At 72.3% G+C, this 24,538-nt stretch carries 18 protein-coding genes; 1 reads left to right on the top strand and 17 read right to left on the bottom strand.

Going from position 1 to position 24,538, the window contains the following annotated elements; all coding sequences use genetic code 11:
• Positions 1-14: 14 nt before the first annotated feature.
• From ACZ3II_RS32160 to ACZ3II_RS32150, 3 genes are read right to left on the bottom strand one after another with little or no spacing between them, the layout of a single operon-like run.
• Positions 15-995: a carbohydrate kinase family protein gene (locus tag ACZ3II_RS32160; RefSeq protein WP_465522354.1), complete on the bottom strand. Its 981-nt coding sequence runs from the start codon at positions 993-995 to the stop codon at positions 15-17.
• 7 nt (positions 996-1,002) lie between these two features.
• Positions 1,003-2,193 (bottom strand): methionine adenosyltransferase, encoded by a 1,191-nt coding sequence (gene metK / locus ACZ3II_RS32155; protein WP_465522352.1) that lies wholly within the window; start codon positions 2,191-2,193, stop codon positions 1,003-1,005.
• A gap of 32 nt (positions 2,194-2,225) precedes the next feature.
• Positions 2,226-3,788 (bottom strand): MFS transporter, encoded by a 1,563-nt coding sequence (locus tag ACZ3II_RS32150; protein WP_465522350.1) that lies wholly within the window; start codon positions 3,786-3,788, stop codon positions 2,226-2,228.
• A 380-nt stretch (positions 3,789-4,168) separates the two neighbouring features.
• On the opposite strand from ACZ3II_RS32150, the gene ACZ3II_RS32145 reads away from it, so the two are divergent.
• Positions 4,169-5,086 (top strand): response regulator transcription factor, encoded by a 918-nt coding sequence (locus ACZ3II_RS32145; RefSeq protein WP_465522348.1) that lies wholly within the window; start codon positions 4,169-4,171, stop codon positions 5,084-5,086.
• Here the strand turns inward: ACZ3II_RS32145 and ACZ3II_RS32140 are convergent.
• The 14 genes from ACZ3II_RS32140 to ACZ3II_RS32075 all read right to left on the bottom strand — a co-directional run bounded on the left by ACZ3II_RS32140 (position 5,055) and on the right by ACZ3II_RS32075 (position 24,513).
• Positions 5,055-5,567: a pyridoxamine 5'-phosphate oxidase family protein gene (locus ACZ3II_RS32140; RefSeq protein ID WP_465522346.1), complete on the bottom strand. Its 513-nt coding sequence runs from the start codon at positions 5,565-5,567 to the stop codon at positions 5,055-5,057. The two genes, ACZ3II_RS32145 and ACZ3II_RS32140, sit on opposite strands and share 32 nt — an antisense overlap.
• Positions 5,567-6,997: an FAD-dependent oxidoreductase gene (locus tag ACZ3II_RS32135; RefSeq protein ID WP_465522344.1), complete on the bottom strand. Its 1,431-nt coding sequence runs from the start codon at positions 6,995-6,997 to the stop codon at positions 5,567-5,569. The genes ACZ3II_RS32140 and ACZ3II_RS32135 overlap by 1 nt, the downstream gene beginning before the upstream one ends.
• Positions 6,998-7,017: 20 nt before the next feature.
• The gene (locus tag ACZ3II_RS32130) at positions 7,018-11,523 is read right to left on the bottom strand and encodes a non-ribosomal peptide synthetase (RefSeq protein ID WP_465522342.1); all 4,506 of its coding nucleotides are present in this window, start codon (positions 11,521-11,523) and stop codon (positions 7,018-7,020) included.
• On the bottom strand, positions 11,520-13,268 hold the full coding sequence (locus ACZ3II_RS32125) for a non-ribosomal peptide synthetase (protein ID WP_465522340.1): 1,749 nt from the start codon (positions 13,266-13,268) through the stop codon (positions 11,520-11,522). Before ACZ3II_RS32125 ends, ACZ3II_RS32130 begins: the two co-directional genes overlap by 4 nt.
• Before the next feature lie 116 nt (positions 13,269-13,384).
• Positions 13,385-15,697, bottom strand: a complete 2,313-nt coding sequence (locus tag ACZ3II_RS32120; RefSeq protein WP_465522338.1) for an excinuclease ABC subunit UvrA — start codon at positions 15,695-15,697, stop codon at positions 13,385-13,387.
• Positions 15,698-15,737: 40 nt separating this feature from the next.
• Positions 15,738-16,793: an FAD-dependent monooxygenase gene (locus ACZ3II_RS32115; protein ID WP_465522336.1), complete on the bottom strand. Its 1,056-nt coding sequence runs from the start codon at positions 16,791-16,793 to the stop codon at positions 15,738-15,740.
• The gene (locus tag ACZ3II_RS32110) at positions 16,790-17,968 is read right to left on the bottom strand and encodes a glycosyltransferase (protein ID WP_465522334.1); all 1,179 of its coding nucleotides are present in this window, start codon (positions 17,966-17,968) and stop codon (positions 16,790-16,792) included. Before ACZ3II_RS32110 ends, ACZ3II_RS32115 begins: the two co-directional genes overlap by 4 nt.
• Positions 17,969-17,970: 2 nt before the next feature.
• A complete protein-coding gene (rfbA, locus tag ACZ3II_RS32105; RefSeq protein ID WP_465522332.1) occupies positions 17,971-18,939 on the bottom strand; it encodes a glucose-1-phosphate thymidylyltransferase RfbA in 969 nt (322 codons plus the stop codon).
• The gene (locus tag ACZ3II_RS32100) at positions 18,936-19,517 is read right to left on the bottom strand and encodes a dTDP-4-dehydrorhamnose 3,5-epimerase family protein (protein ID WP_465522330.1); all 582 of its coding nucleotides are present in this window, start codon (positions 19,515-19,517) and stop codon (positions 18,936-18,938) included. Before ACZ3II_RS32100 ends, rfbA begins: the two co-directional genes overlap by 4 nt.
• Entirely contained in the window at positions 19,514-20,335 is an 822-nt protein-coding gene (locus ACZ3II_RS32095) for an alpha/beta hydrolase (protein WP_465522328.1), read from the bottom strand. Before ACZ3II_RS32095 ends, ACZ3II_RS32100 begins: the two co-directional genes overlap by 4 nt.
• The gene (locus tag ACZ3II_RS32090) at positions 20,332-21,366 is read right to left on the bottom strand and encodes a methyltransferase (RefSeq protein ID WP_465522326.1); all 1,035 of its coding nucleotides are present in this window, start codon (positions 21,364-21,366) and stop codon (positions 20,332-20,334) included. Before ACZ3II_RS32090 ends, ACZ3II_RS32095 begins: the two co-directional genes overlap by 4 nt.
• Positions 21,363-22,613, bottom strand: coding sequence for a methyltransferase domain-containing protein (locus ACZ3II_RS32085; RefSeq protein ID WP_465522324.1), 1,251 nt, complete (start codon positions 22,611-22,613; stop codon positions 21,363-21,365). Before ACZ3II_RS32085 ends, ACZ3II_RS32090 begins: the two co-directional genes overlap by 4 nt.
• The gene (rffA, locus tag ACZ3II_RS32080; protein ID WP_465522322.1) at positions 22,610-23,779 is read right to left on the bottom strand and encodes a dTDP-4-amino-4,6-dideoxygalactose transaminase; all 1,170 of its coding nucleotides are present in this window, start codon (positions 23,777-23,779) and stop codon (positions 22,610-22,612) included. Before rffA ends, ACZ3II_RS32085 begins: the two co-directional genes overlap by 4 nt.
• Positions 23,776-24,513 (bottom strand): methyltransferase, encoded by a 738-nt coding sequence (locus tag ACZ3II_RS32075; protein ID WP_465522320.1) that lies wholly within the window; start codon positions 24,511-24,513, stop codon positions 23,776-23,778. Before ACZ3II_RS32075 ends, rffA begins: the two co-directional genes overlap by 4 nt.
• Between the last annotated feature and the right edge of the window lie 25 nt (positions 24,514-24,538).

The following is a 24,538-nucleotide window of genomic DNA, read 5'->3' as shown; positions in this document are numbered from 1 at the left end:
TCACGCCGGTGTTCCTACCCGGTGACCGGGATGTCCGCCCAGCTGATGCCGTAGTGCTCGGCGAGCCCGGCGGCGAAGTCGCGCTCGGTGACGGCGTACTCCTGGCCGCCGGGCGCGGCGAGGGCCCGGCTCGCCAGCAGACAGCCCGCTGCTCCGGCGTCCCGCAGCGACATGAACCGCGTGACGGCGGCGCAGAACCCGGCCCGGAACGCGTCGCCGCTGCCGGTCGGATCGGCGGCCCGGGCCAGCGGCACGGCCGGCACGTCCACGTCGCCACTGCCGGTGCCGATGGTGACGCCGGACGCCCCGCGGGTGGTGACGACGACGTCCACGGCGGCGGTCAGCCGATCGGCCGGGATGCCGAGCCGCCGGCACAGCAGGGCGTGCTCGTACTCGTTGGTGAACAGGTACCGGGCTCCGGTGATGAACTCGCGGATCTGTTCGACCGTCATCAGGGCCAGTTGCTGCGACGGGTCGGCCGCGTACGGCCAGCCGCGGGCCCGGCAGGCCGCCGCGTGCCGGAGCATCGCCTCGGGGGTGTCCGGGGCGATGATCACCAGGTCGGGCGGTTCCCGGTCGCCGACGACGGCGGCCAGGTCGATGCGGCGGGATTCGCGCATCGCGCCCGGGTAGAACGACGCGAGCTGACAGAACTGGGTGTCGGTGGTGCAGACGAAGCGTGCGGTGTGGTCGTCCGGGATCGTCAGCACGCCGGAGCAGTCCACGCCGGTCCGTTCCAGCGCGTCCCGGTGCGGGGCGAAGTCCGCGCCCGCCGCCCCGACGAGGATCGCGTGCGGGCCGAGCTGCGCCAGGCCGTAGGCGATGTTGGCGGCGGTGCCGCCGCGCCGGATGACGAGGTCGTCGACGAGGAAGGAGAGGGACACCGAGGCGAGGCTGTCGGCCAGCAGCGAGTCGGCGAACCGGCCGGGGAAGGTCATCAGGTGATCGCTGGCGATGGATCCGGTGACCACGATCGTCGGTGAGCGCTGATCCATGCCGGCCTCAGCCGAAGCTCTGCAGGTCGCGGACCCGGTCGGTGCGTTCCCACGTGAGGTCCGGCAGTTCCCGGCCGAAGTGGCCGTACGCCGCGGTCTGCTGGTAGATCGGGCGCAGCAGGTCCAGGTCCCGGATGATCGCGGCGGGCCGCAGGTCGAACACCTCCCGGATGGCTTTCGTGATCCGCTCGACCGGCACGTTCTCGGTGCCGAAGGTCTCGACGAACAGGCTGACCGGGTGCGCCTTGCCGATCGCGTAGGCGACCTGGATCTCGCAGCGTTCGGCCAGGCCGGCGGCGACGACGTTCTTGGCGACCCAGCGGGTGGCGTACGCCGCGGAGCGGTCCACCTTCGACGGGTCCTTGCCGGAGAACGCCCCGCCACCGTGCCGGGCGTAACCGCCGTACGTGTCGACGATGATCTTGCGGCCGGTCAGGCCGGCGTCACCCATCGGGCCGCCGATCTCGAACCGGCCCGTCGGGTTCACCAGCAGCCGGTAACCCTCGGTGTCGATGTCGAGGCGTTCCAGCTCGGGCGCGATGACGTGCTCGCGGATGTCCGGGGTGAGCAGCGACTCCAGGGAGATGTCGGCGGCGTGCTGCGACGACACGACGACCGTGTCGAGGCGGACCGGGCGCAGGCCGTCGTACTCGACGGTGACCTGGGTCTTCCCGTCCGGGCGCAGGTAGGGGATGGTCAGGTCCTTGCGGGTGGCAGCGAGCCGGCGGGCCAGCCGGTGCGCGAGCGCGATCGGCAGCGGCATCAGCTCGGGCGTCTCCGAGCAGGCGAAACCGAACATCAGGCCCTGGTCGCCGGCGCCCTGACCGTCCAGGGAGCCGATCGCTTCGCCCTCGCGCTCCTCGATGGCGGTGTCCACGCCCTGCGCGATGTCGGGCGACTGCGAGCCGATGGAGACGCTCACGCCGCACGAAGTGCCGTCGAAGCCTTTCTGCGACGAGTCGTAGCCGATGCGCAGGATGGTGTCGCGGACGATGCTGGGGATGTCGGCGTACGCCTGCGTGGTGACCTCGCCGGCGACGTGCACCTGTCCGGTGGTGATCAGGGTCTCCACCGCGACGCGGCTGCTCGGGTCCTGCGCGAGCAGGGCGTCGAGGATCCCGTCGCTGATCTGGTCAGCGATCTTGTCCGGGTGGCCTTCCGTGACCGACTCGGAGGTGAACAGATGAGAGCTGGGCATGGCGTCTCCTCTTCGGTGAAGGTGGCGGCGGGTCAGCGCCGGCCGGACTGTTCGCTCTCGGGCACATCGGTGGCCGCGGTCTCGTCCTCCCGCACGTCGCGCAGCATGACGGCGACCCCGATCGCGGCCAGCGTCAGCAGCACCGCGCTGATACCGCTGATCACCGCGAGCCCGCTGCTGAAGGCGTCCCGGGCCACGTCGGCGATCCGGGCCCCCACGGCGCCGGGGATCTGCTGGGTCACGGCCAGGGCCTCGGACAGCGTCTCGGTGATCCGGCCGGCGGTCTCCGGGGGGACGCCGGGCGGCAGCTCGCCACGGACCTGGGCGCTGTAGACGGCGGTCCCGACGCTGCCCAGCAGGGCGAGACCGAGGGCCCCGCCGAACTCGTTGCTGGTCTCCGACACGGCGGAGGCCGCGCCGGCCCGTTCCGCCGGCACCGAGCTGACGACCAGGGCCGTCCCGAGGTTGAGGGCGGCCGCGATGCCGCTCGACATGATGGTGAGGCCGGTGACGAGCAGCGTGAAGTCGGCGCTGCCGACGGTGGCGACCAGGGCCAGGCCGGCGGCGGCCAGGGTCAGCGCGCCCGCCATCACGTACGCCTTGCGCATCACCCGCAGGAGGCTGGTGGCGGCGATCGTGCCGACGACGCCGCCCACGCTGCCCGGCAGCGTCCACAACCCGGCCTGCAGGGGCGACAGCCCGTGCACGAGCTGCAGGGACTGCACGATGAACAGGTTGATCCCGAACATCACGAAGGACAGGACGGCGAGGGCGCTGAGCGAGACGGAGAAGCGGGGCTCACGGAACAGGGCGGTGTCGATGAACGGATCGCTGAGGCGCCACTGGCGGCGGAGGAAGAGCCAGCCGGCGAGCAGGCCGGCGGCGATCGCGCCGAGGGCGAGCGGGCTCACGCCGTCCCGGGCGATCTCCTTGATGCCGTACACGGCGGAGAGGACGGCCGCCAGCGACAGCGCGGAGCTGGGCAGGTCGAGCGGCCCGGCGTGGTCGGCGCGGTACTCCGGCAGCAGGATCGGGCCGGCGATCAGCAGCAGCACCATGACCGGCACCGCCAGCAGGAAGACCGACCCCCACCAGAAGTGCTCCAGCATCACGCCGCCGACGAGCGGGCCGATCGAGGCGCCCAGCGTGAAGCTCAGGGTCCAGACCGAGATGGCGAGGGTTCGCTGGCGCTCGTCGTGGAACATCTCGCGCAGCAGCGACAGGGTCGACGGCATCAGGGTGGAGCCGGCGAGCCCCAGCAGCGCCCGCGCCGCTATCAACATCTCCGGGCTGCTGGCGTACGCCGCGACGATCGACGCCGCGGCGAAGGCGCCGGCCCCGATCAGGAGGAGCCGCCGGCGGCCCGTACGGTCGCCGAGCGTGCCCATCGTGATGAGGAAGCCGGCCACGAAGAAGCCGTAGATGTCGGTGATCCAGAGCAGCTGCGAACTCGTGGGATTGAGGTCGGCGCTGATCGCGGGCACGGCGAGGTGCAGCACCGTCATGTCCATCACGATCAACATGGCGGGCAGTGCCAGGACCGCGAGACCGATCCATTCCCGCAGGCCGGCCCGGGTAGCCGAGGTCGAGCTCATTCTTGTCCTTTCGCCGGAACCGGTAAATAACGCCCGATGTCGCCGAGGGCGGAACCAAGAAAAGGCATTCTCGGCATTTCGCCCGGTCCAGCGGCATCGGCAGTGCACACACGTTTGGCTGGTGAGGTGATCGCTGCGCCCGATGTCGCAGGTGGTGGGCGACCCGGGGTCCGGGCCGTCCGGCCCGCGACAGCGTCGTGAGAATTAACAAATCATTCGTATGATGCCGAGATCTGCCGACAAGGCGGATGGATTGCGTATCTCATCGTGGTACAAGCATCGCGCTACGCATATTGTTGGTCGCGAAGCGGGTTCGGTCCAAACGATCAAGAGGTCCATTGACATGGGGGTACTGAATGTCGTTTGAGCTGGAACGACGGATGCCATCGCTCGCGACGGCTCCGGGCGGGTCCATCCTCGTCGCGTCGAGCTGCCCGGCCGCTGAGGATCTCCGCGACGACGTGGCGCGGCACAACTTCTCCGTCGACATCGAGACGACGGGGCGTGCGGTCCTGGAGGTCTTCGCCTCCTACGACCTGATCCTGCTCGACACCGACCTGCCCGACCTCGACAGCGTCTCCGTCTCCCGCGCCATCCGGCAGATCAGCATGGTCCCCATCATCGCGTTCGCCTCGGCCGACGAGGTCGACCAGGTCCTGCTGCTCGAGACCGGCTGTGACGACTGCATCGAGCGGCCGTACCGGTCCCGCGACGTGGTCGCCCGGATCAAGGCCGTGCTGCGCCGCGCGGCGCCGGTCGCCTCCTCGCCGGTCCCCGTCCCGCCGGTGGCGGATCTCGGCGGTGTCGTCCGCGCCCGGCCGCGGGAGGCGCCGCTCCGGACCGCCGGGTGGGACGACCCGATCCCGGGGGAGGAGCAGGGCCAGCTCCTGCGGGTGGGCAACCGGCTGGTCATCGACCCGGCTCTCCGCGAGACCTGCCTGGACGGCAGGCCACTGACGCTCACCCGCAAGGAATACGAACTGCTGCACCTGCTGGCGTCGGCGCCCGGCCGGATCTTCAACCGGACCGAGCTGATGATCAAGATCTGGGACTACCCGGCCGGCAAACCGGTCAACGCCCAGGCCAGCCGCACCATCGACACGCACGTCAGCAGCCTGCGCCGCAAGCTCGGGCACCGCGACTGGATCGCCAACATGCGCGGCGTCGGCTTCCGGCTCGACGTGCCGGGCCCGCGGCGCGCCGATCGGCGGATGCCGGCCCGGCTGGTGGCCGCGGACCCGGGCGAGGCGCCACGGCACGGCTGGATCAGGGCCGCAGGCGCCATCGAGTCTGCTTGACGACGTCCTTCCGGAAGGCGAACACCGTCCGGGGCTCGATCCGCATGCCCCAGGCCCGGCCGATGGCGCCCTCGTACAGGTCGCCGTCGACCTTGTAGTCCCACGCCGCGCCGTACTTCGCCCGGAAGGTCTCGGCGGCCGCCTCCAGATCCGCGGCGCCGGTGACCCGGGCCGCCGCGCCGGTGACGGTGATGTCCACGCCCTCGCCGAGGACGTTCGTGCCGGTCAGCATCGTGCAGTACGGGTTGGCCAGGATGTTGCGCATCTTCTGCTCGGTCGGCAGGGCGCAGAACCACAGGGCGCCGTCGTGCCAGGCGCCGGCGACCGGTGTCACGTGGGGCACGGCAGCCGGCCGGACCGTGGTGAGCCAGTACAGCTGGGCCCCGGCGAGCAGGGCGCGGGTCGTCTCCCAGTCGTCCGGCTCCGCGTCCGGGTGGCTGTAACGGGGGTCCACGGTGACCTCGTACCGGGTGTCGGACATCAGAGTTCTCCCTTCGCGGGCGTGGCGGTCAGGGCCAGCGCCGGTTCACGCGGATCATGGTCGTCCAGTCCCCGGCGGACCTCGGCGTACGAGCCGATGATCGTGTCCGCCTCGGTGTCCGGGTCGTACAGCTCGCAGAGGGTGTCCAGGGCCAGCTTGTCGATCCGGCTGCGGCGGATCACCTCGTCGTACGGGGTCCGGGTGAACGCCACCAGCTGGTACAGCGGGACGAACTCGTCCGGGCGGTACTCGTGCAGCAGGCGTTCCAGGCGCCGGCGCCGATGGAACTTCTCGTCGTCGATGGCCTGGCTGAGCTCGTGCAGATTGTCCATGGAGAGCTGGGAGATCGCCTGGCCTGCGGCCACCCGCTGCTCGCTGAACTCGGCGCCCGCCGCCCGGATGGCCTCGTGCCGGTCCACGCCCGACCGCCGGTACTTGTCCAGCAGCCGGCACAGGACGTCGGCGTCCTCGAAGCTGCAGTTGATGCCCTGGCCGAAGAACGGGACGATGGTGTGCGCGGAGTCGCCGACCAGCACCGCCCGCCCGTAGTTGTAGGGCGCGCAGTCGACCACCTTGAGCAGCGCCGGGCGGGCGCGGATCACCTGGTCCGGCGCCAGCGGCAGGCAGGCCGCGATGTCGGGATACTCCCGCTCGAAGTGCTCGCGCACCCGCCTGCCGTCGGTCAGCGAGCGGAAGCGCAGCTCGCCCTGCTCGGTGTCGACCGGCATGAACAGCGTGGTGGTGGCGCTGCCGTCCCGGTTGGGCTGGGCCTGGAGGAAGTGGTCGCCGCGTGGCCACAGGTGCATGCCGTCCGGGGCCAGCGCGGCGGACCCCTCCGGGGTGAGGGTCAGCTCGATGTGGCCGTGCGCGATGTAGCGCTGGTGCACCCGCATCCGTGCGCCGCCCTTGGACAGCTCGTAGCGCAGGGCGCTGTTCGCGCCGTCGCACCCGAGCAGGATGTCGCCGGCGGCGTGCCGGACGGAGCCGCCGGCGTCCACGAACATCGCCTCGCCGCGGTGGGCGTCGGCGCCGACACAGGAGTGGCCGAAGTACACCCGGGCGCCCGCGGCGCGGGCCTCGGCGAGGAGGATGCGCTGGAGTTCACGGCGCGGCACGGACAGCAGGTGGTGACCGTCGTCGACGCCGTACAGCTGGCGGGTCTGCGTGCCGTCCCGGTGGTGCACGACGCGTTGCCGCAGGACCCGGCCGGTCTCGTAGACGCGGTCCCGCAACCGCGGGTGCATCACGCTGAGCCCGCGGAGGGTGAGGGTGAGGTTGAACGAGCGGCCGGCGTCCGGCCGGAGAATGGTGCCCGCGTCGCATTTCTCGTAGATCTCGACGTCGAAGTCGCGGCGCCGCAGCTCCACCGCGAGGAGGCAGCCGACGGGGCCGGCGCCGACGATGACCGCTTTCGGTCGCGTTGCTGACATGGCGGGAGCCCTTCCTGAGGTCATGACGCCGAGGTGCGGGCGAGCTGACCGGTCGAGGTGAAGTACTCGATCATCGAAGTGATCCATCCCGGCTCTGCCGCGGGAATCCCGATCCCCAGCGCGGCCAGGTCACGGACGGTGCGGTCGTTGACGAACCGGTGTTCGCCCAGGTTCATGACGCCCTCGCGGAACAGCGGGACCAGGCTCGCCAGCGAGCCGCCGTCGGCGCCGGCGGGGGCGGACTCCAGGGCCGCGAGCCACTCGGCGGTGGTCACCTGCCGTGGACGATGCCCGGCCGCGGCCAGGGCGGCCAGGATGGTCCGCCAGTCGATGCCGGTGGGGTGGAAGAGGTGCACGGTACGGTTCCGGGCCTGCGCGGAGCCGGCGAGCCGGACCACCGCGTCGGCGACCAGGTCCACCGGCAGCAGGTCGACCGGCCGCCCCAGATCGGTGGGGACCACACCCAGCTGCACGAAGCTCTTGATCTGCAGCCAGAAGAAGTCGTCGGTGCGGCAGGCGCCGGTGACCGAGTCCGGCCCGATCCGGCCGATGCGGTACACGGTGACCGGTACGCCGTGGTCCCGCGCCGCCAGCGCCAGCCGCTCGGCGACCCATTTGCTCTGCGCGTAACTGATGCCGAGCCCGTCGGCGGTGGTGGGGACGCTGTCCTCGTCCACCGTCCGGGGCGGCTCGGCCGGGGAGAAGACCGCCAGCGTCGACATGTGGTGCAGCGGCTTGAGGACGGTGTCGGCGCAGAACTCGGCGATCCGCACGAAGCCGTCGACGTTGGAGGAGCGGACCGAGGCGTACGGCGCGGAGAAGTTGATGTGCGCCGCGGCGTGGTACACCGCCCCGATCCGGCCGGCCAGATCCGCGTAGTCGGCCGGGTGCAGACCGAACCGTTCCTGGGCGAGATCGCCGGCGACCACCCGCACGTGCGTGAGGTCCACGTCGACCCGGTAGCGCCGGCAGGCCTCCGCGATCCGGGCCCGGCCCTGCTCCTCGTCGGCGGCCCGGACCAGGCAGTGCACCTCGTGGCCGGTCCGCAGCAGGGTCCGCAGCAGGTAGCCGCCCAGGAAACCGGTGACGCCGGTGAGCAGGACGGCCCGCTCGGCACGGGGATCGGCGGCGCGGGTGGCTCCGGGCCGCAACCCGTCCAGCAGGCGGGTGTCGGCCCACAGATCCGGTCCGGCGACCTCGTCGTGGCCGGCCCGGACGGCGTCGACGCGGGCCGCCATACCGGCCACCGTCGGCGTCGCGAGCAGGGCGCTGAGCGGCAGTTCCAGCCCGAACTCGTCCTCCACCGCCTGACGCAGCCGCACGGCCAGCAGCGAGTGCCCGCCGGCGCTGTAGAAGTCGGTGTCCGGGCCGATGCCGGCCCCGGGCAGCAACCCGGCCCACAGCGTGGCGACACGCTGCTCGGTCTCCCCGAGCGGGCGGTCGTCGCTGACGTCGGCGGGCCGTGCCGACAACCGGCTCGCTTCGGCGGCCAGCGCCGCGCGGTCGGTCTTGCCGCTCGGCGCGATCGGCAACCGGTCCAGGGTCACGATCCGCGACGGGATCATGTAGGCGGGCAGGGCGTCGCGCAGCCGGTCCCGTACCCGCGCCGGATCGGCCGGCGCGCCGCCGGCGCACACGAAGGCGACCAGGTGCCGGCCGCCCGTCTCGTGCTCGGCGGCCACCACCGCGGACGCGGTGATGCCCGGCAGGTCGTTGAGGGCGCCCTCGACCTCCCCGGGCTCGATCCGGTAGCCGCGGATCTTGATCTGCTCGTCGGCGCGGCCCAGGTGCACGAGCCCGTCCGGGACGGTGAGCGTCACCAGGTCACCGGTGCGGTACATGCGCCCGCCGGAGGAGCCCGCGTACGGGTCGGGCAGGAACCGTTCCCGCGTCTGGCCGGGCAGGTTCAGGTAGCCGCGGCCCACCACCGGGCCGCCGACGTACAGTTCGCCGCGCACGCCGAACGGCACCGGCCGCCGCTGCTCGTCCAGCACGTACGCCCGGACGTTGCCGGCGACCTCCCCGATGGCCGGGCGGTCCGGCCAGGACGACGGATCGGGCGGCAATTGCCGCGCGCTGACCAGGTGCGCTTCCGACGGCCCGTACGCGTTGATCAGCACCGCCGGGGTGCGGCGGCGGAACATGTCACGGATCTGTGCCGTGACGACGAGCGCCTCCCCGGTGGTGTAGACCTCGGCGAGGTCCGGCAGGTCGATGTCCTCGCGGGTGAGCACGGTGGCCAGTTCCTGCAACGCGACGTACGGCAGGAAGACCCGGTTCACGCGCTGGTCCCGCAGGAATCCGGCCAGCCGGCGCAGATCGGTGCGCATCTGCTCGCCGGGCACCACCACCGTGCCGCCCGCGGCCAGCGTGCAGAAGATCTCCATGAAGGACACGTCGAAGGAGATCGACATGTACTGCAGGGTGCGGGCGTCCGCGCCGAGCCGGGACAGGTCGTCCTGGCGGTGGACGAGGTTGGTGATGGTGACGTCCTCGATGATCACGCCCTTGGGACGGCCGGTGGAGCCGGAGGTGTAGACGACGTACATCTCGTCGCCGGCGGCCCGCGGTTCGCCCGGGTCCGTGTCGTCGGCGGGCAGTTGGGCGCCGGCGAGGTCCACCACCGTGGTGCCGCCGGGAACCCCGTCCGGCGCGCCGCCGTGCACGAGCAGGACCTCCGGGTTCGCGTCGTGCAGCATCAGCGCGAGCCGCTGCGGCGGGTACGCCGGGTCCAGCGGGACGAACGACGCCCCGGTCTTGAGCACGGCCAGCAGCCCGATGATCGCGTCCGGTCCCCGCTCCAGCCGGAGCGCGACCCGGGTACCGCGCCGGGCGCCGTGCTGCCGCAGCGCCCGTGCCAACCGGTTCGCGGCGCTGTTGAGCTGCCGGTACGTCAGTGCGCCGGCCGTCGACTCCACCGCCGTCCGGTCCGGATGCCTCCCTGCCCGGGCCTCGAACAGCCGCGGGAGCGACTGCTGCGCGGGCCGCTCGTCCACCGGCCCGGCCCATGCCGCCCGCAGCTCGCGCAGCTCGTCGTCCGGGATCCAGGGAAGGTCGTGCACCGGCCGGTCCGGGTCGTCCGTCAGGGCGTCCAGAACGGTCCGGAACCGTGCCGCCATCCGGGCCACGGTGTCGTGGTCCAGCACGGCCGGGTCGTACTCGAAGGTCAGGCCGAGATGATCCCCGGCCTCCTCCACGACGAGCGCCAGATCGAACTTCGGGGTGCTGCCGAGGTGCTGCCACGCGTCCGCGCCGAGACCGAGATGCCGCAGGTCCCGACGTTCGGCCGGCATGATCGTCACCATCGTCCGGAACAGCGGGGGCCGGCTGTCGGCGCGGTTCGGCGCGAGCTTCTCGACGATCTGCTCGAACGGCACGTTCTTGTGGGCGAGCGCGGCCCGCACCTCGTCCCGGGTCGCGGCGAGCAGGTCCGTGCCGGTGCTGCCGGAGGTGACCCGGTGCCGCAGGACGACGGTGTTGACCAGGTGGCCGATCACCTGCTGGTCCGCCGAGCGGTCCCGCAGCGAGACCGGCAGGCCCACGGTGAGGTCGGTCTGGCCGGTGTGCCGGTGCATCAGCAGGGCGTACGCGGCCAGCAGCGCGACGGCCGGGGTGACCCCGTGCGCGGCCGACCGCTCCCGCAGCCGGGCCGCCTCCGGTTCGGTCAGCCGGGTGTGCACCGACGCGGCGGCGACCCGGCCGCGCACCCCGGCCGGGTGATCGAGCGGCAGGTCCAGCACGGGCACGCCGGACAGGTGTTCGGTCCAGTACGCCAGGCCCGCCTCGTCGGCCGGGCGGAGGGCCGCCACCGCCTGCCGGAACTGGACCGGCGGCGGCTCGTGCGACGGCTGCTCGCCGGCGGCCAGGCGCCGGTAGGCGGTGAGCCACTCGGTGAGCAGCACCGACCAGGAGAAGCCGTCGAACACCGCGTGGTGCACGTTGACCAGCAGGATGGTGTCGTCCCCGGCGACGTCCACGCACACGGCGCGCAGCAGGGGGCCGTCGGTGAGGTCGAGATGTTCGGCGGCGAGTTCGGCGGCGAGCTTGCCGGCCTCGTCGGCGGAACCGACAGCGGCGGTGCGGAACCCGAACCGCGGTTCGGCCGCCACCCGCTGCGCGAGGGCGCCGTCGTCCATCGCGAAGGTGGTGCGCAGGCTCTCGTGCCGCCGGACCACGTGCTCCAGGGCGGCCCGCAGCGTCTCGTGGTCGAGCGCGCCCGGCACCCGCAGCAGGATCGGGGAGTTGTACGCGGTCCGCGCCTCGCCGAACTCGCTGAGGTACCAGATGCCGGTCTGCCCCGGCGTGGCCGGCCACGCCAGGGACTCCGGGCCGGGCGGTTCCGCCGTGATCGGCGCCGCGCCGGTGGTGAGCCGGGCGACCAGATCCTCCGGGCTGCTGGCCGCCGCGACGTCGGCCGGGTCCACGGCCCGCCCGAGGATGTCGGCCAGCTCCGCGGCCAGGACATCGGGTCGCCCGGACGAGACGTGCCAGCGGTCGCGGACCACGGTGCGCAGCATGTCGCTCATGCGGGCACCTCACGGTGGCCCTGGCGCAGGGCACGGATGTGCCCGGCCAGGCTCTCGGCGTTGTCGAGCCGGAAGATGTCCTCCGGGCGGACGTCCACCCCCATGACGTCGTGCAGGCTCGCCGCGAGCTGGATGACCTGCAGCGAGTTCGCGCCGGACGCCAGGAAGGAGTCGGCGACGCCGATCGGGTCGCGGCCGGTGACGACCGCCAGCAGCCGTGTCACCGTCGTGGCGATGATGTCCTGCGCCGCGGGCGGCGGCACCGCCTCGTCCGGCTCGACCAGGACCGCACGAGGCTCCCGCAGGGCCATCCGGTCGAGCTTGCCGTTGACGTTGACCGGCAGTTCGGCGAGGTGGTGCACCCGGGCCGGGAGCATGTAGTCGGGCAGCCGGCCCTTGAGGTCGGCCAGCAGCGCCTCGGTGCTGGGCGCCTCGCCGGTGGCGGTGGTGCAGAACAGGACGAGCTCCTTCTGGCCGTCGGTGGCGTCGACGGCCCGTACCACCGCCTTCTTGATCAGTCCGCCCTCCTCGGCGGCCAGCTCCACCTCGCGCAGCTCCACCCGGAAGCCTCTGATCTTGACCATCTGGTCGGTCCGCCCGACGAGGACCACCTCGCCGGCGGGGGTGGTGCGGGCCCAGTCCCCGGTGCGCAGCATCCGTACGCCGGCGACGGTGGGGAACTTCGCCGCGGTCTCCTCCGGCAGCGCCAGATAGCCCTGGGCCAGGCCGGCGCCGCTGATGTACATCTCGCCGACCTCGCCGGGCGCGCACGGGGCCAGGTCCTCGCGCAGGACGTGCAGGCCCACCCCGGGCAACGGCCGGCCGATCGGGACGACACCGAACCGGAGATCCTCCGGAGCCATCGGGTGCACCGCCGTCAGCGCCGAGTTCTCGGTGCAGCCGAAGGCGTTGTAGACGGTGCCCGGCACCGCCTTCATCAGCCGCTCGAGGTGCGAGGCGGACGGGAAGTCCCCGCTGACGATCACGGTACGGACCCGGGCGAACGCCTCCGGGTGGGCGTCGACCAGCAGGTTCATCAGACCGCCCGGCAGGTTCAGGAAGGTGACGCCGTGCCGCTGGATGGTGTCGGCGAGCTTCGGCAGGGACGGCAGCTGCGAGGGCAGCGCCACGACACGGGCGCCGTGCAGCAGGCTCAGCCAGATGTCCGTCGTCGACGCGGCGAACGAGTACGGCGCCAGCTGCAGGAAACAGTCGTCCGGCCGGACCTCCACCTCGCCGTGGTACGAGGCGACCCGGGCGATGCCGCGGTGGGCGACCCGCACGCCGCGGGGCCGGCCGGTGGAGCCGGAGGTGAACAGGATGAAGGCGGTGCTCTCCGGGTCGGTGCACAGGCCGGGGCTGGTGTCGTCCAGGTCCGCCGCGGCGGCGAGCAGCTCGTGCACGTCCCGTTCGACGGTCACCGAGCTGAGGCCGGCCGGCACGTCGCGCAGCGTCAACGGCAGCTCCGCCTCGCGGACGACCGAGCGGCGCACGGTCACCGGGTGGGCGGGGTTCAGCGGAACCACGACGGCGCCGGCCTTGAGCAGCCCGATCATCGCGATGTAGAGCTCCAGGCACCGGGTCATGTGCAGGCCGACCCGGCTGCCCGGGGTGACGCCCTCGCGCTGCAGCTGGCGGGCGAAGCGGTTCGCGGCGGCGTCCAGCTCGCGATAGGTGATCGACGACGAGCCGTACTCCAGGGCGATCCGGTCGCCGGCGGCACGGGCGGCCGTCTCGAAGGCCACCGGAAGGGTGGGGACTCGGAGAGTGGGAAGGGCGGACACGAATTCCTCCTGCGCAGCATCGGATGGCCGCGGCAGCGGGAGCTGCGGCAGCCTGGAGTCGGTGATGAGGCGGTGGTCTAGCGGGGCAGCGCTGCCCGCAGGTACTCGGCCGTGCGGGTGCGGCCCTTCTCGGCCATCTCGGCGGGGGTGCCGGTGAAGACGACCTGGCCGCCGTGTTCGCCCGCGCCGGGACCGATGTCGATCACCCAGTCGCTGTGCTTGACGACGTCCAGGTCGTGCTCGATAGCGATGACCGTGTTGCCGGCGTCGACCAGGCGGTCCAGCAGGGCGAGCAGGTTCTGCACGTCGGCCATGTGCAGCCCGGTGGTGGGCTCGTCGAACAGGTACACGCTGCCGCTCTCGTGCAGGCGGTCGGCGAGTTTGAGCCGCTGGCGCTCGCCGCCGGACAGCATGGACAGCGGGCGGCCCAGCGTGAGATAGCCGAGCCCGACCTCACGCAGCGGTTCCAGGCGCTTGACGATGGCGCGCTCGTCGAACCAGTCGTGGCCCTCCTCGATCGTGAGATCCAGGACCTCGGCGATGTTGCGGCCGTCGATGCGGTGCTCCAGCACGTCCTGGCGGTAGCGGGTGCCGCCGCAGACCTCGCAGACGACGGTGACGGGATCCATGAACGCCAGGTCCGTGGTGATCGTGCCGCGGCCCTTGCACTCCGGGCAGGCGCCCTTGGCGTTGAAGCTGAACAGGCTGACATCCATGCCGTGGGCCGCCGCGAACTGCTTGCGGACGAGATCCCACACCCCGGTGTACGTGGCCGGCGTGGACCGCGGGTTGATCCCGACCGCGGACTGGTCCAGCACGATGGCGTACGGGTACTCGGCGGCGAAGACCTTGGAGGCCAGCGTCGACTTGCCGGAGCCCGCCACGCCGGTGACCACGGTCAGCACCCCGGTCGGGAAGTCCACGTCGACGCCGCGCAGGTTGTGCAGGGTGGCCTTGCGGATCGGCAGGTTGCCGGTCGGCGTCCGCGGCTCGGGCTTGAGCCCCGGCAGGGCCTTGAACGACCGGCCGGTCAGCGTGCCGCTGGCGGCGAGCTGCTTGACGGTGCCGGTGAAGACGATCTCGCCACCGGCGGCGCCCGGGCCGGGGCCGACGTCGATGACGTGGTCGGCGATCTCGATGACGTCCCGGTTGTGCTCGACGATCAGCACCGTGTTGCCCTTGTCGCGCAACGCGGTCAGCAGCTGGGTGAGCCGGTCCACGTCGTGGGCGTGCAGGCCGACGCTGGGCTCGTCGAAGATGTACGTCATCCCGGCCAGCGAGGAGCCGAGATGCCGGACCGTCTTCAGGCGCTGGCCCTCACCACCGGAGAGGGTCCGGGTGGGCCGGCTCAGGGTCAGGTACCCCAGGCCGACCGACGCGATGCGGCGCAGGGATGCGAGCGCGGCCGGCACCACCGGGCCGGGCCAGCGCTTCTCCAGGCGCTCCAGCTCCTTCACCAGGTCGCCGATCTCCATGGCGCAGAAGTCGGCGATGTTGTGCCCGTCGATCCGCGACGCCACGGCGGCCGGAGCCAGCCGGGCCCCTTCACAGGCGGGGCAGACCTGCTCGGTGACGACCTTCTCGGTGGCCTTGCGCTCCTTGTCCTTCAGCGCGTCGAGACCCGGCTTGACGAACCGGCGGGTGAACCGCGGGACCAGGCCCTCGTAGTCGTTGACGGCCACGTTGTTGAACTCGTCCGGCCGGGTCGTCTGGAAGCCCTCGCCGTGCAGCAGCAGGTCCATCTCGGCCTTGGTGTAGCGGGCCAGCGGCTTGTTCGCGTCGAACAGCGGCTCCAGGTCGGCGCCCCGGGCCTTGCCCTCCTCGTACCGGGCGACCTGGGCGTAGCGCTTCCAGTAGTTGGTGCCGACGGCGAAGTTGGGATGCTGGATCGCGCCCTCGTTGAGGGACAGGTTCTTGTCGAGCAGCCGTTCCACGTCCAGTTGCAGGGTCGTGCCGAGGCCCTCGCACTCGGGGCACATGCCCTGCGGGTCGTTGAACGAGTAGAGGTTCGACGGGCCGGCGCTGGGCTCGCCGTAGCGGGAGAACATCACCCGCAGGATCGGGTTGACCTCGGTCATCGTGCCCACGGTCGAGCGGTTCCCGCCGCCCACCGCCTTCTGGTCGACCACGATGGCCGGGCTCAGGTTCTCGATCAGCTCGAACTCGGGCCGTTCGTAGCGGGGCAGCCGGTTCCGGATGAACGCCGGGAACACCTCGTTGAGCTGCCGCTGGGACTCGACGGCGATGGTGCCGAACACCAGGGACGACTTGCCCGAGCCGGACACACCGGTGACCACCGTCAGCTTCCCCAGCGGTATCCGCAGGTCGATGCCTTTGAGGTTGTTGGTGCGTGCACCGGTCACCACGATGTGCTGCCTGTCCGCTGCCATAGCGTCCGGGTCCTCCCAATCATGTCGCTGTTCGATCGGCTCACCGGGCGGCGGGTACCGCTCCGCTGCCCTCGGTGGCCAGGTCCTTCCAGGAGATCTGGCCACCACGGGTGGCCAGTTGGTCCAGCAGCCTCTCCATCGGCACATCCGGCAGCCGGGTGAACCACTCGGCGCTCAGCCTGCCGATACGTTGTGTGTGTTCCACAATGGGGCGTCGTACCGCCTCGTACCCCGCCAGGGCGTCGGCGAGTCGCGAATGGGTGCACAGGGCGTCCGCCAGCGCCCGCGCGTCGTCCAGCGCGAGCCGGGTTCCCGAGCCGATCGAGTAGTGCGCGGTGTGCGCCGCGTCCCCGATCAGGACCACGCCGCCGGCCGACCAGGTGCGGTTGTGGACCTCCGGGAACCGGCTCCACCGGGATCGGTTCTCCAGCAGGCGGGCCCCGCCCAGCGGGCCGGCGAACCACTCGGCCAGGGCGGCGGGCGAGGGATCGCCGTCCGCCTCGACCAGGAACGTGCTGCGTTCGGGGGAGTACGGGTAGGCGTGCGCGACAGCCGGGCCGGGCGGTGTCTCGGCCACCAGGAACCGCAGATGCTCGAGCGACCTGTCGGCGCCGAGCCAGATGTACGCCGGGCCGATCTCGCGGGTGGTGGTGCCGAAGGCCGCCGCCCGGTGCCGGCGGGTCACCGACCGGGCCCCGTCCGCGGCCACGACCAGGTCGTGGCCGCCGGCGGCGGGATCCACGGCGGCGTGCTCGAACCGGACGCCCAGCTCGGTGCATCGACGCCGCAGCACCCCCAGCAGGGTACGCCGGTCCATCGCTCCCAGCCGGGGCGCCGGGATGGCGGCCGTCCGCCCGTGCCGGTGCACGCTGAGCCGGTCCCAGGCCATGACGTGGCCGTTCAGCTCGTCGGCGAGGTCCGGGTCGGTGTCGCGGAACACCTCGATCGCCGCCGGCGGCAGGATCACCCCGAAGCCGTAGGTGTCCTCGGGGCCGGTCCAGTCCCGGACGGTGATCTCGTCGCCCCGGCCGGACCGGGCGGCGAACATGGCGAACGCCGTCCCGGCCGGTCCGCCACCGTTGACCAGGATCCTCATCGGCTGTCCCGGATCAGCCCGCTGATCCGGTCGATCACCGATGCGGCGGCCGGCATGCCGGCCATCTCGGCGGCCACCTCCTCCGCCGCCCGGCGCGGCCCCGGATCGCGCAGGACCGCCTCCAGCGCCGAGGTGATCGTGTCCGGGCTGACCTCGGCGAGGTCCACCGTCGGGCCGGTGCCGCGGGCGGTCAGCGTTTGCGCGTTGGTCATGTTCACGGTGCCCGGCATCGGCAGGGTCACCTGCGGGACCCCGGCGGCGAGCGTGCTGAGGAAGGTGCCCGATCCGCCATGGTGGACGACCGCGTCGGTGGTGTTCAGCAGCGCCCGCAGCGGCAGCCAGCGCTCCGCGCGGACGTGCGGCGGCAGCTCGGCCGGCAGCTCGGGCAGGTCCGCGTCCGCGGTGAGCAGGATCAGCTCGGCGCCCAGCCGCTCGGTGGCGGTGACGATGTCGCGGTAGAGGCGCCCGTCGAGGGTCATCGCGGGGGCGGATCCGCAGGTGGCGACCACCCGCGGGACGTCGCCGCGGCGCAGCGCCCAGTGCGGGAGCGTACCGCCGTTGTTGAAGCAGCCGTACCGCATGGCCAGCGTGTGCTCCGGTTTGCCGAAGGCGGGCGGCACGTCGGTGAAGTCGGTCAGCGACGGGGGCAGCACGTCGATCTCGATCTCCGCCTCGGTGATCGTGTCGACACCGAACCGGGCGGCGTGCGGGGCGAGGTGTTCCAGGGACGGCCCGAAGGTGGGCAGCGGCGTGCCGTAGCCGTGCAGCACGGCCGGGATGCCGGCGGCCCGGGCGGCCACCAGGGCGGCGGCGTGGATCCCGAGGTACACGACGGCGTCGGCCCGCCACTCCCGGGCGATGGTGACGATGTCGTCGAGCTGGCGGGCGCCGACCTCGCCGAACTGCCTGCCGTGCACGGCCAGCGACGTCGGGCCGTCGGGGGCCGTGCCGGCCTCCCCGCGGGCGAGCATGTCCAGCAGGTCGTCGTAGGGCTGCCGGGCCTGCCGGCTGCCACCGGCGTCGGCGGTGACCAGGCCGGCGGCGACCGCGGTACGGGTGGCCGGCCCCGACGTCGCCACGAGCACCTCGTGGCCGCTGGCCAGGGCGGCGTGGGCCAGCGGCACCAGCGGCATGAAGTGCGACGCGACGGGCATGGCGGTGAACAGATAGCGCATGGTCAGCTCCTTCCGGCGGGGGCGGGAACCAGCGGGGCGGGCAGCCCGGCGGGGTCGGCCAGCGGCGAGGCCGGCGTGCCGTCCGGCAGGCGCCAGGTGGCCGGCGGCCGGTCCGCGATCTCGGTCAGGTAGGCGCCGTAGTCGGTGTCGGCGTGCTCCCGGCCGAGCCGCTGGAGCGCGGCGCGGTCGATGAACCCCATCCGGAAGGCGATCTCCTCGAGGCAGGCGATGCGTACGCTCTGCCGTTGCTCCAGGATGTGCACGTACTGCCCGGCCTCCAGCAGCGCCTCGTGGGTTCCGGTGTCCAGCCAGACGAAGCCGCGGCCGAGCTGGACCAGGCGTGCCTTGCCGCGCTCCAGGTAGGCGCGGTTGATGTCGGTCACCTCGAGTTCGCCGCGGCCGGACGGGCGCAGGCCGCGGGCGATGGCGACGACGTCGTTGTCGTACATGTACAGGCCGGTGACGGCGAGCTCGGAACGCGGCCGGGCCGGTTTCTCCTCGATGTCGGTCAGGTGGCCGCCGGCGTCGACGACGGCGACGCCGTACCGGTGCGGATCCCGTACCGGATACCCGAACAGCGTGCACCCGTCGACCCGGCGGGCCTGGTCGCGCAGCAGCGCGGAGAAGCCGGGGCCGTGGAAGATGTTGTCGCCGAGCACGAGCGAGACGCTGTCGTCACCGATGTGATCGGCCCCGATCAGGAACGCCTCGGCGATGCCGGCGGGCCGGTGCTGTTCGGCGTACGTGAGCCGCATGCCGAGCCGGGCCCCGTCACCCAGCATCGCGCGGAACAGCGGCAGATGCTCCGGCGACGAGATGATCAGCACCTCGGTGACGCCGGCCAGCATCAGCACCGAGAGCGGGTAGTAGATCATCGGCTTGTTGTAGACGGGCAGCAGCTGCTTGGAGAGCGCGCCGGTCAGCGGTTTGAGCCGGGACCCGGAGCCACCGGCCATGATGATGCCCTTCACGTCACGTCCTCCTTCGTGGACCCGGTCCGGTAGGGCGGCAGCAGCCCGCTGTCGAGCGCCTCGGCCAGCGTGGGGGCGTCGCGGTCGGCCGGGGACATGACCAGTTCCGCCGCCGCCGGCAGCGGCAGGCCGAGGGCCGGGTCGAACAGCGACACCGGCCGCTCGTCGCCGGCCTGGTAGGCGGTGGTCATCAGATAGCTGATCACCGTGCCGCCGGTCAGCGCGACGAAGCCGTGGCCCAGGCCGGCGGGCAGGTACACGGCCCGCGGCAACTCGGCGTCGAGCAGGATGCTGTCCCAGTGACCGAAGGTCGGCGACCCCACCCGTACGTCCACGACGAAGTCGATCGCGCTGCCGGCGACACAGTGCACGATCTTGGTGGGGCCGTGATCGCCCGGTCCGTAGTGGATGCCCCGCGCGGCCCCGGCCCGGTTGACGCTCAGCGCGCTGCGCCGGATCGGGAACGGCTCGCTCAGCGCGCCGTCCTGGTAGATCGGGCAGAACCTCCCCCGCTCGTCCGGGAACACCTGGAGGGTCAGCTCCAGCGCGCCCTCCACGGTGAGTTCGCGTGTCTTCATCTCTCCTCCTCCGGCTGTGCGGCACGAGCCACGGCGGCGCCCAGCACGGTCGCCGGGTCACCGAGGTCGAACGGCAGATCGAAGTGGTCCCGGCCGGCGACCACGAGCTCGGTCACCGGTGTCGCGCCACGGCGCAGGGCGGCGGCGTACCGGCGCTGCTGGCCGTGGTACTCGCCCGTCTCGTGTTCGCCGACCGCCAGCACGACCGGCACGGCGGGCGGCGGGCGCAGCAGCGGGCTCAGCCGCGCCACCTCGCCCGGGGTGAGCCCGAGCGCCTCGTTGACGTAGCTGCCGATCACCGGGGTGAGGTCGTACAGGCCGCTGAGCAGGAACAGGCCGGCCAGCGGCAGATCGGCCGCCATCGCCGCCAGATGTGCCCCCGCGGAGCTGCCCGCCGCGAAGACCGCGTCCTCCCGGCCGCCGAGCCGCCGGGCGTGGTCCCGGACCCAGGTGAGGCCCCGCCGGACCGACCCGGTCATCTCCGGCAGGTTCCGTTCGGGCGCCAGGCCGTAGCCCAGCGCCACGTACCCGAACCCGGCGGCGATCAGGCCGGGCGCGGGGAAGCAGGCATCCTCCTTGCTGGACTCCTGCCAGTGGCCGCCGTGGACGAAGACCAGCAGCGGGGAGCCGGGCCGGCGCGGCGGGAAGTGGTGCAGCACCTCGGCGGGGTGGGGCCCGTACCGCAGATCGGCGTGGTGCTCGAGGTCGCGGCGCGCCTCCCGGCTGCGCAGGCGGTACCGCGTCAGCGTGCCCGGCGCGTCGCGGGCCACGGAACTCGGCGACAGTTGCCGGTCCCGCTCGGTACGGACGGCGGTCATCGCGGCCGGCTCCCGGACACCACGCCGTGCGGGGTCCAGCCGGGCGACACGGTCCGCCCGACCTCGGTGAACCCGGCCTCGCGCAGCCAGGACTCGCAGTCCGCCCACCGGTGGATCGTGGAGTGCCGGAACGGCAGCGTGGTGAAGTACACGTTGTCGAGGGCGGCGTAGAGCGGGCCGGTCCGGTCGTCGTCGGTGAAGGCGTTGAACACCAGGACGCGGCCGCCCGGCTCGACCGCGTCGTACGCCTTGCGCAGCAGTGTCAGGTTCTGCTCCGGCGACCAGATCACCAGTTGGTGGGCGAACAGGACGCAGTCGTGCCCGGCCGGGTACGGGTCGGCGAAGATGTCCGCCGCGTGGGTCGTCACCCGCTCCTGGAGCCCCGCGTCGGCGATGGTCTTGCGCGCCACCTCCAGTGCGCCCGGCCGGTCCAGCACGGTGACCCGCAACGACGGGTGGGCGCGGGCGAGGGCGACGGCGTTGACCGCGTCACCGCCGCCGACGTCGAGCACCCGGCGCACCCGGGTGAAGTCGGGCTGCCCGAGCAGCACCGGGTTGGACAGCTGCGACCAGGCGTGCATCCCCCGGTAGAACAGCTCCTCGAGGCCCGGCACCGCGGCCAGCCGGGAGTACAGGTCACGGGTGGCGCCGGGGAAGTGGCGGATGCCGGCGTTCTGCCCGGTGCGCAGCGACTCGGCGTAGTCCGCCGCCGGCTGGTAGGCGATCTGGTCCTGGTACTGGACGATGTCGCGCAGCACCGGCCACAGGCGGTCCCGGAAGACGGCAGCGATCGGCGCCCCGTTGCGGTACCGGCCATCGGCCAGGGTGCTCAGGCCGAGCGCGGTGGTGCCCAGCAGCAGGATGTCGGCGGAGCGCCGGGGCAGCTCGAGCGCGTCGGCCACCTCGTCGGCGGACAGCGGCCCGCGGTCGTTCAGCAGCTCGAACAGGCCCAGCCGGCAGCCCGCGTTGAGCTGCTGGAAGGCGGCGTGCCCGAACAGGACGGGAACGAGGGCGGACAGTTCCGAGCTCACTGCTGGACCTTCTGCCGGGCGTACACCGCCGGTTCCGGCACCGGGATGATGAAGGCGCCGCCGGCGTCCAGGTAGTCGGCTTCCCGGTGCAGGATCTCCGCCGCGTAGTTCCAGGCCAGGAGCAGGTACAGGTCGGGTTGTTCGGGCACGTCGCCGGGCGCCACGATCGGGATCCGCGTCCCCGGCACGTACCGGCCCTGCTTCTGCGGTGTGGTGTCGGTGCAGAACCGGACCTCGTCGCTGGTCAGGTCGCAGATGTTCAACAGCGTGGTGCCTTTCGCGGAGGCGCCGTACCCGGCGACCCGCTTGCCGTTGGCGGCTTCCTTGCGGACCAGCTCGGTGAGGTCCCGGCGCAGGGTGTGGACGCGGTCGGCGAACTGCTCGTAGCGGGCGTCGGTGTGCAGGCCCTCGCTCTTCTCGTACGCGATCAGCTCGCCGACCTGCGCGCCGGTCTCCCACCGGCTGTCCGCCCGGGCGGCGGTGACCAGCACGGAGCCGCCGTGCACGGGCAGCCGGCGTACGTCGACGGTGCGCAGGCCGTGCCGGGTGAACAGCCGGTCCAGAGTGCTGATCAGGAAGTAGGAGAGGTGCTCGTGGTAGATGGTGTCGAAGGCGACCCGGTCGAGCAGGTCGCAGGCGTACGGCACCTCGATGGCGAACAGGCCGTCGTCGGTGAGCAGCGCCTTCACACCCCGGACGACGTCGGCCAGGTCGTCGATGTGGGCGAAGACGTGCCGGCCGAGGATGAGCGACGCCCTGCCGTGCTCGCCGCTGATCGCGGTGGCGACCTGCTCGTTGAAGTAGTCGGCCACGGTCGGGACGCCGCGCTGCTCGGCGATGGCGGCGAGGTTCTCGGCCGGGTCGACGCCCACGACCGGGTGCCCGGCCTCCTGGAACAGCTGGAGCTGGTTGCCGGTGTTGCTGCCGAGCTCGACCACGAGGCCGCCCGGGTCGATCCGCTGGGCGCACAGGCGGACGACCTCGCGCATGTGCTGCGTCATCGTCTCGGACTCCGAGGTGACGTACGCGTAGTCGCGGTACAGGGCCTGCGGGTCCACCACGGCGGTCAGGCTGAGCAGGCGGCAGTCCCGGCAGGAGATCAGCTCCAGCGGGTACGCCTCCTCCGGCCCGGGCGTGTCGAGGTACGCGTTGGCCAGCGGCACCGAGCCGAACGAGATGACGTCCTGCCAGTCGTCGGCGCCGCACACGCGGCAGGTGGTGACGGGCTTGGCGATTTCCGTGGTCACGGCTGGCTCCCTCGGGACTCGGAGGTACGGAACGAGACGACGGCGTCCACGACCTGCTCCACCTGCACGGGGGTGAGACCGGTGTGCAGCGGCAGCCGGACCAGCCGGTCGGCGACGTGTTCGGTGATCGGGCAGCCGCCGGGCACGGTACGGCCGTACCGCTGCCCCGCGGGCGAGCTGTGCAGCGGGACGAAGTGGATCGTGGCGGTCACGCCGCGGGCCTTCAGGTGCTGCAGGAACGCGGCCCGGTCGGCGGGCTCGGGCAGGACGAGGTGGTAGAGGTGCGCGGAGTGGGTGCGGTCGGCGGGCACCGCGGGCAGCTGGACCCGCTGGTCGCCGGCCCATCCGGCGAGTCCCTCGTGATAGCGGTACCAGACGTTCAGGCGCTGTCGCTGCACGGCGTCGTGTTCCTCGAGTTGAGCCGCGAGCAGGGCGGCCAGCAGCTCCGGCAGGATGTACGAGGAGCCCAGGTCGACCCAGCGGTACTTGTCCACCTGGCCGAGGAAGTACTGGTGCCGGTTGGTGCCGCGGTCGCGGATGATGGTCGCCCGGTCGGCCAGGCTGTCGTCGTTGACCAGCAGCGCGCCGCCCTTGGCGCTGTGCACGTTCTTGGTGGCGTGGAAGCTCTGCGCCGCCAGCCGGCCCAGGCTGCCGAGCGGCCGGTCCCGGTACGAGGCGCCGAGGCCGTGCGCGTTGTCCTCGATCACGGGGATGCCGTGGCGATCCGCGATCCGCAGGATCTCGTCCATCTCGCAGGCCACGCCGGCGTAGTGGACGGCGATGATGGCCCGGGTACGTGGGGTGATCGCCTCCTCGAGGGCCTTCTCGTCCAGGTTGAGGGTGTCGGGGTGGCAGTCCACGAACACCGGGACGGCTCCCCGCAGCGCGAAGGCGCTGGCCGTCGGCGCGAAGGTGAACGACGGCATCACCACCTCGTCGCCGGGCGCGAGGTCCAGCAGCAGCGCGGCGATCTCGAGGGCGGCGGTGCACGACGGGGTGAGCAGCACCTGCCCGGCGCCGGTGATCCGCCGGATCACCTCGGAGGCGCGGGCGCTGTAGTCGCCGTTGCCGTCCAGGTCACCGGAGACCAGCGCCGAGCTCATGTACTCGGCCTGGCGCCGGGCGGTGTGCGGGACGTGGAACGGGACGGTGGGCGCGGCGGTCACCGGGTCAGCTCCAGCAGCGTGAAGTCGATGTGCACCCGGGCGTCGGCGCCGGCGTGCTCGCGGTACACCGGTGAGGAGCCGAGCTCCTCGGGCGCCGCCGCGAACGACTCCTGGACGTGGACGCCGACGCTGAGCCCGGCGGCGGCCGCGACCTCGCGGAGCCGGTCGCCGCTGCCCATCGCGAAGCTGAACCCGAGGAACAGCCGGCCGGACGGGGTCAGCCGGTGGCGGGCCTCGCGGAGGAACCGCTCGTGCATCGCGTACCCGGGGTCGAAGAAGTGGTAGGCGAGGTCGGAGTCGAGCGTGTCGGCGGCCGGGACCTGGATGAACGGCGAGTTCCAGAAGATCAGGTCGTACGTGGCGCCCACGGGCGCCGCCGCGAACAGGTCACTGGTCAGGGCGGTTACCCGGTCCGCGACGCCGTGCCGTTCGGCGTTGAGCCGGGCGGTCTCCACAGCGGCCGGGTTGATGTCGAGGGCGGTCACGTGGGGCACGCCGGCGAGCGCGCCGGTGACGGCGGCGACCCCGCACCCGCAGCCCATCTCGAGCATCGAACGGACGCCGTCGTACGGCAGGGACGAGGCGAACAGTCCGGTGGCGTAGTTGTACTCGCCGCCGACGACCCCGCTCAGCTGGGTCCAGGTCCGGTCCAGCAGCTCGAATTCCCGGGTGTCGTCACTGCGCAGGGCGTGCTCGTAGGCTTCCTCGCCCATGGTGAGGCCGAGTCGGTTCATGCTGATCCCCTCTCGAAGGAACGGG

Source organism: Actinoplanes sp. NPDC019969, assembly GCF_055562375.1.
Note: the sequence above shows the minus strand (reverse complement) of the source record. Positions and strands in the feature narration are given on the sequence as shown.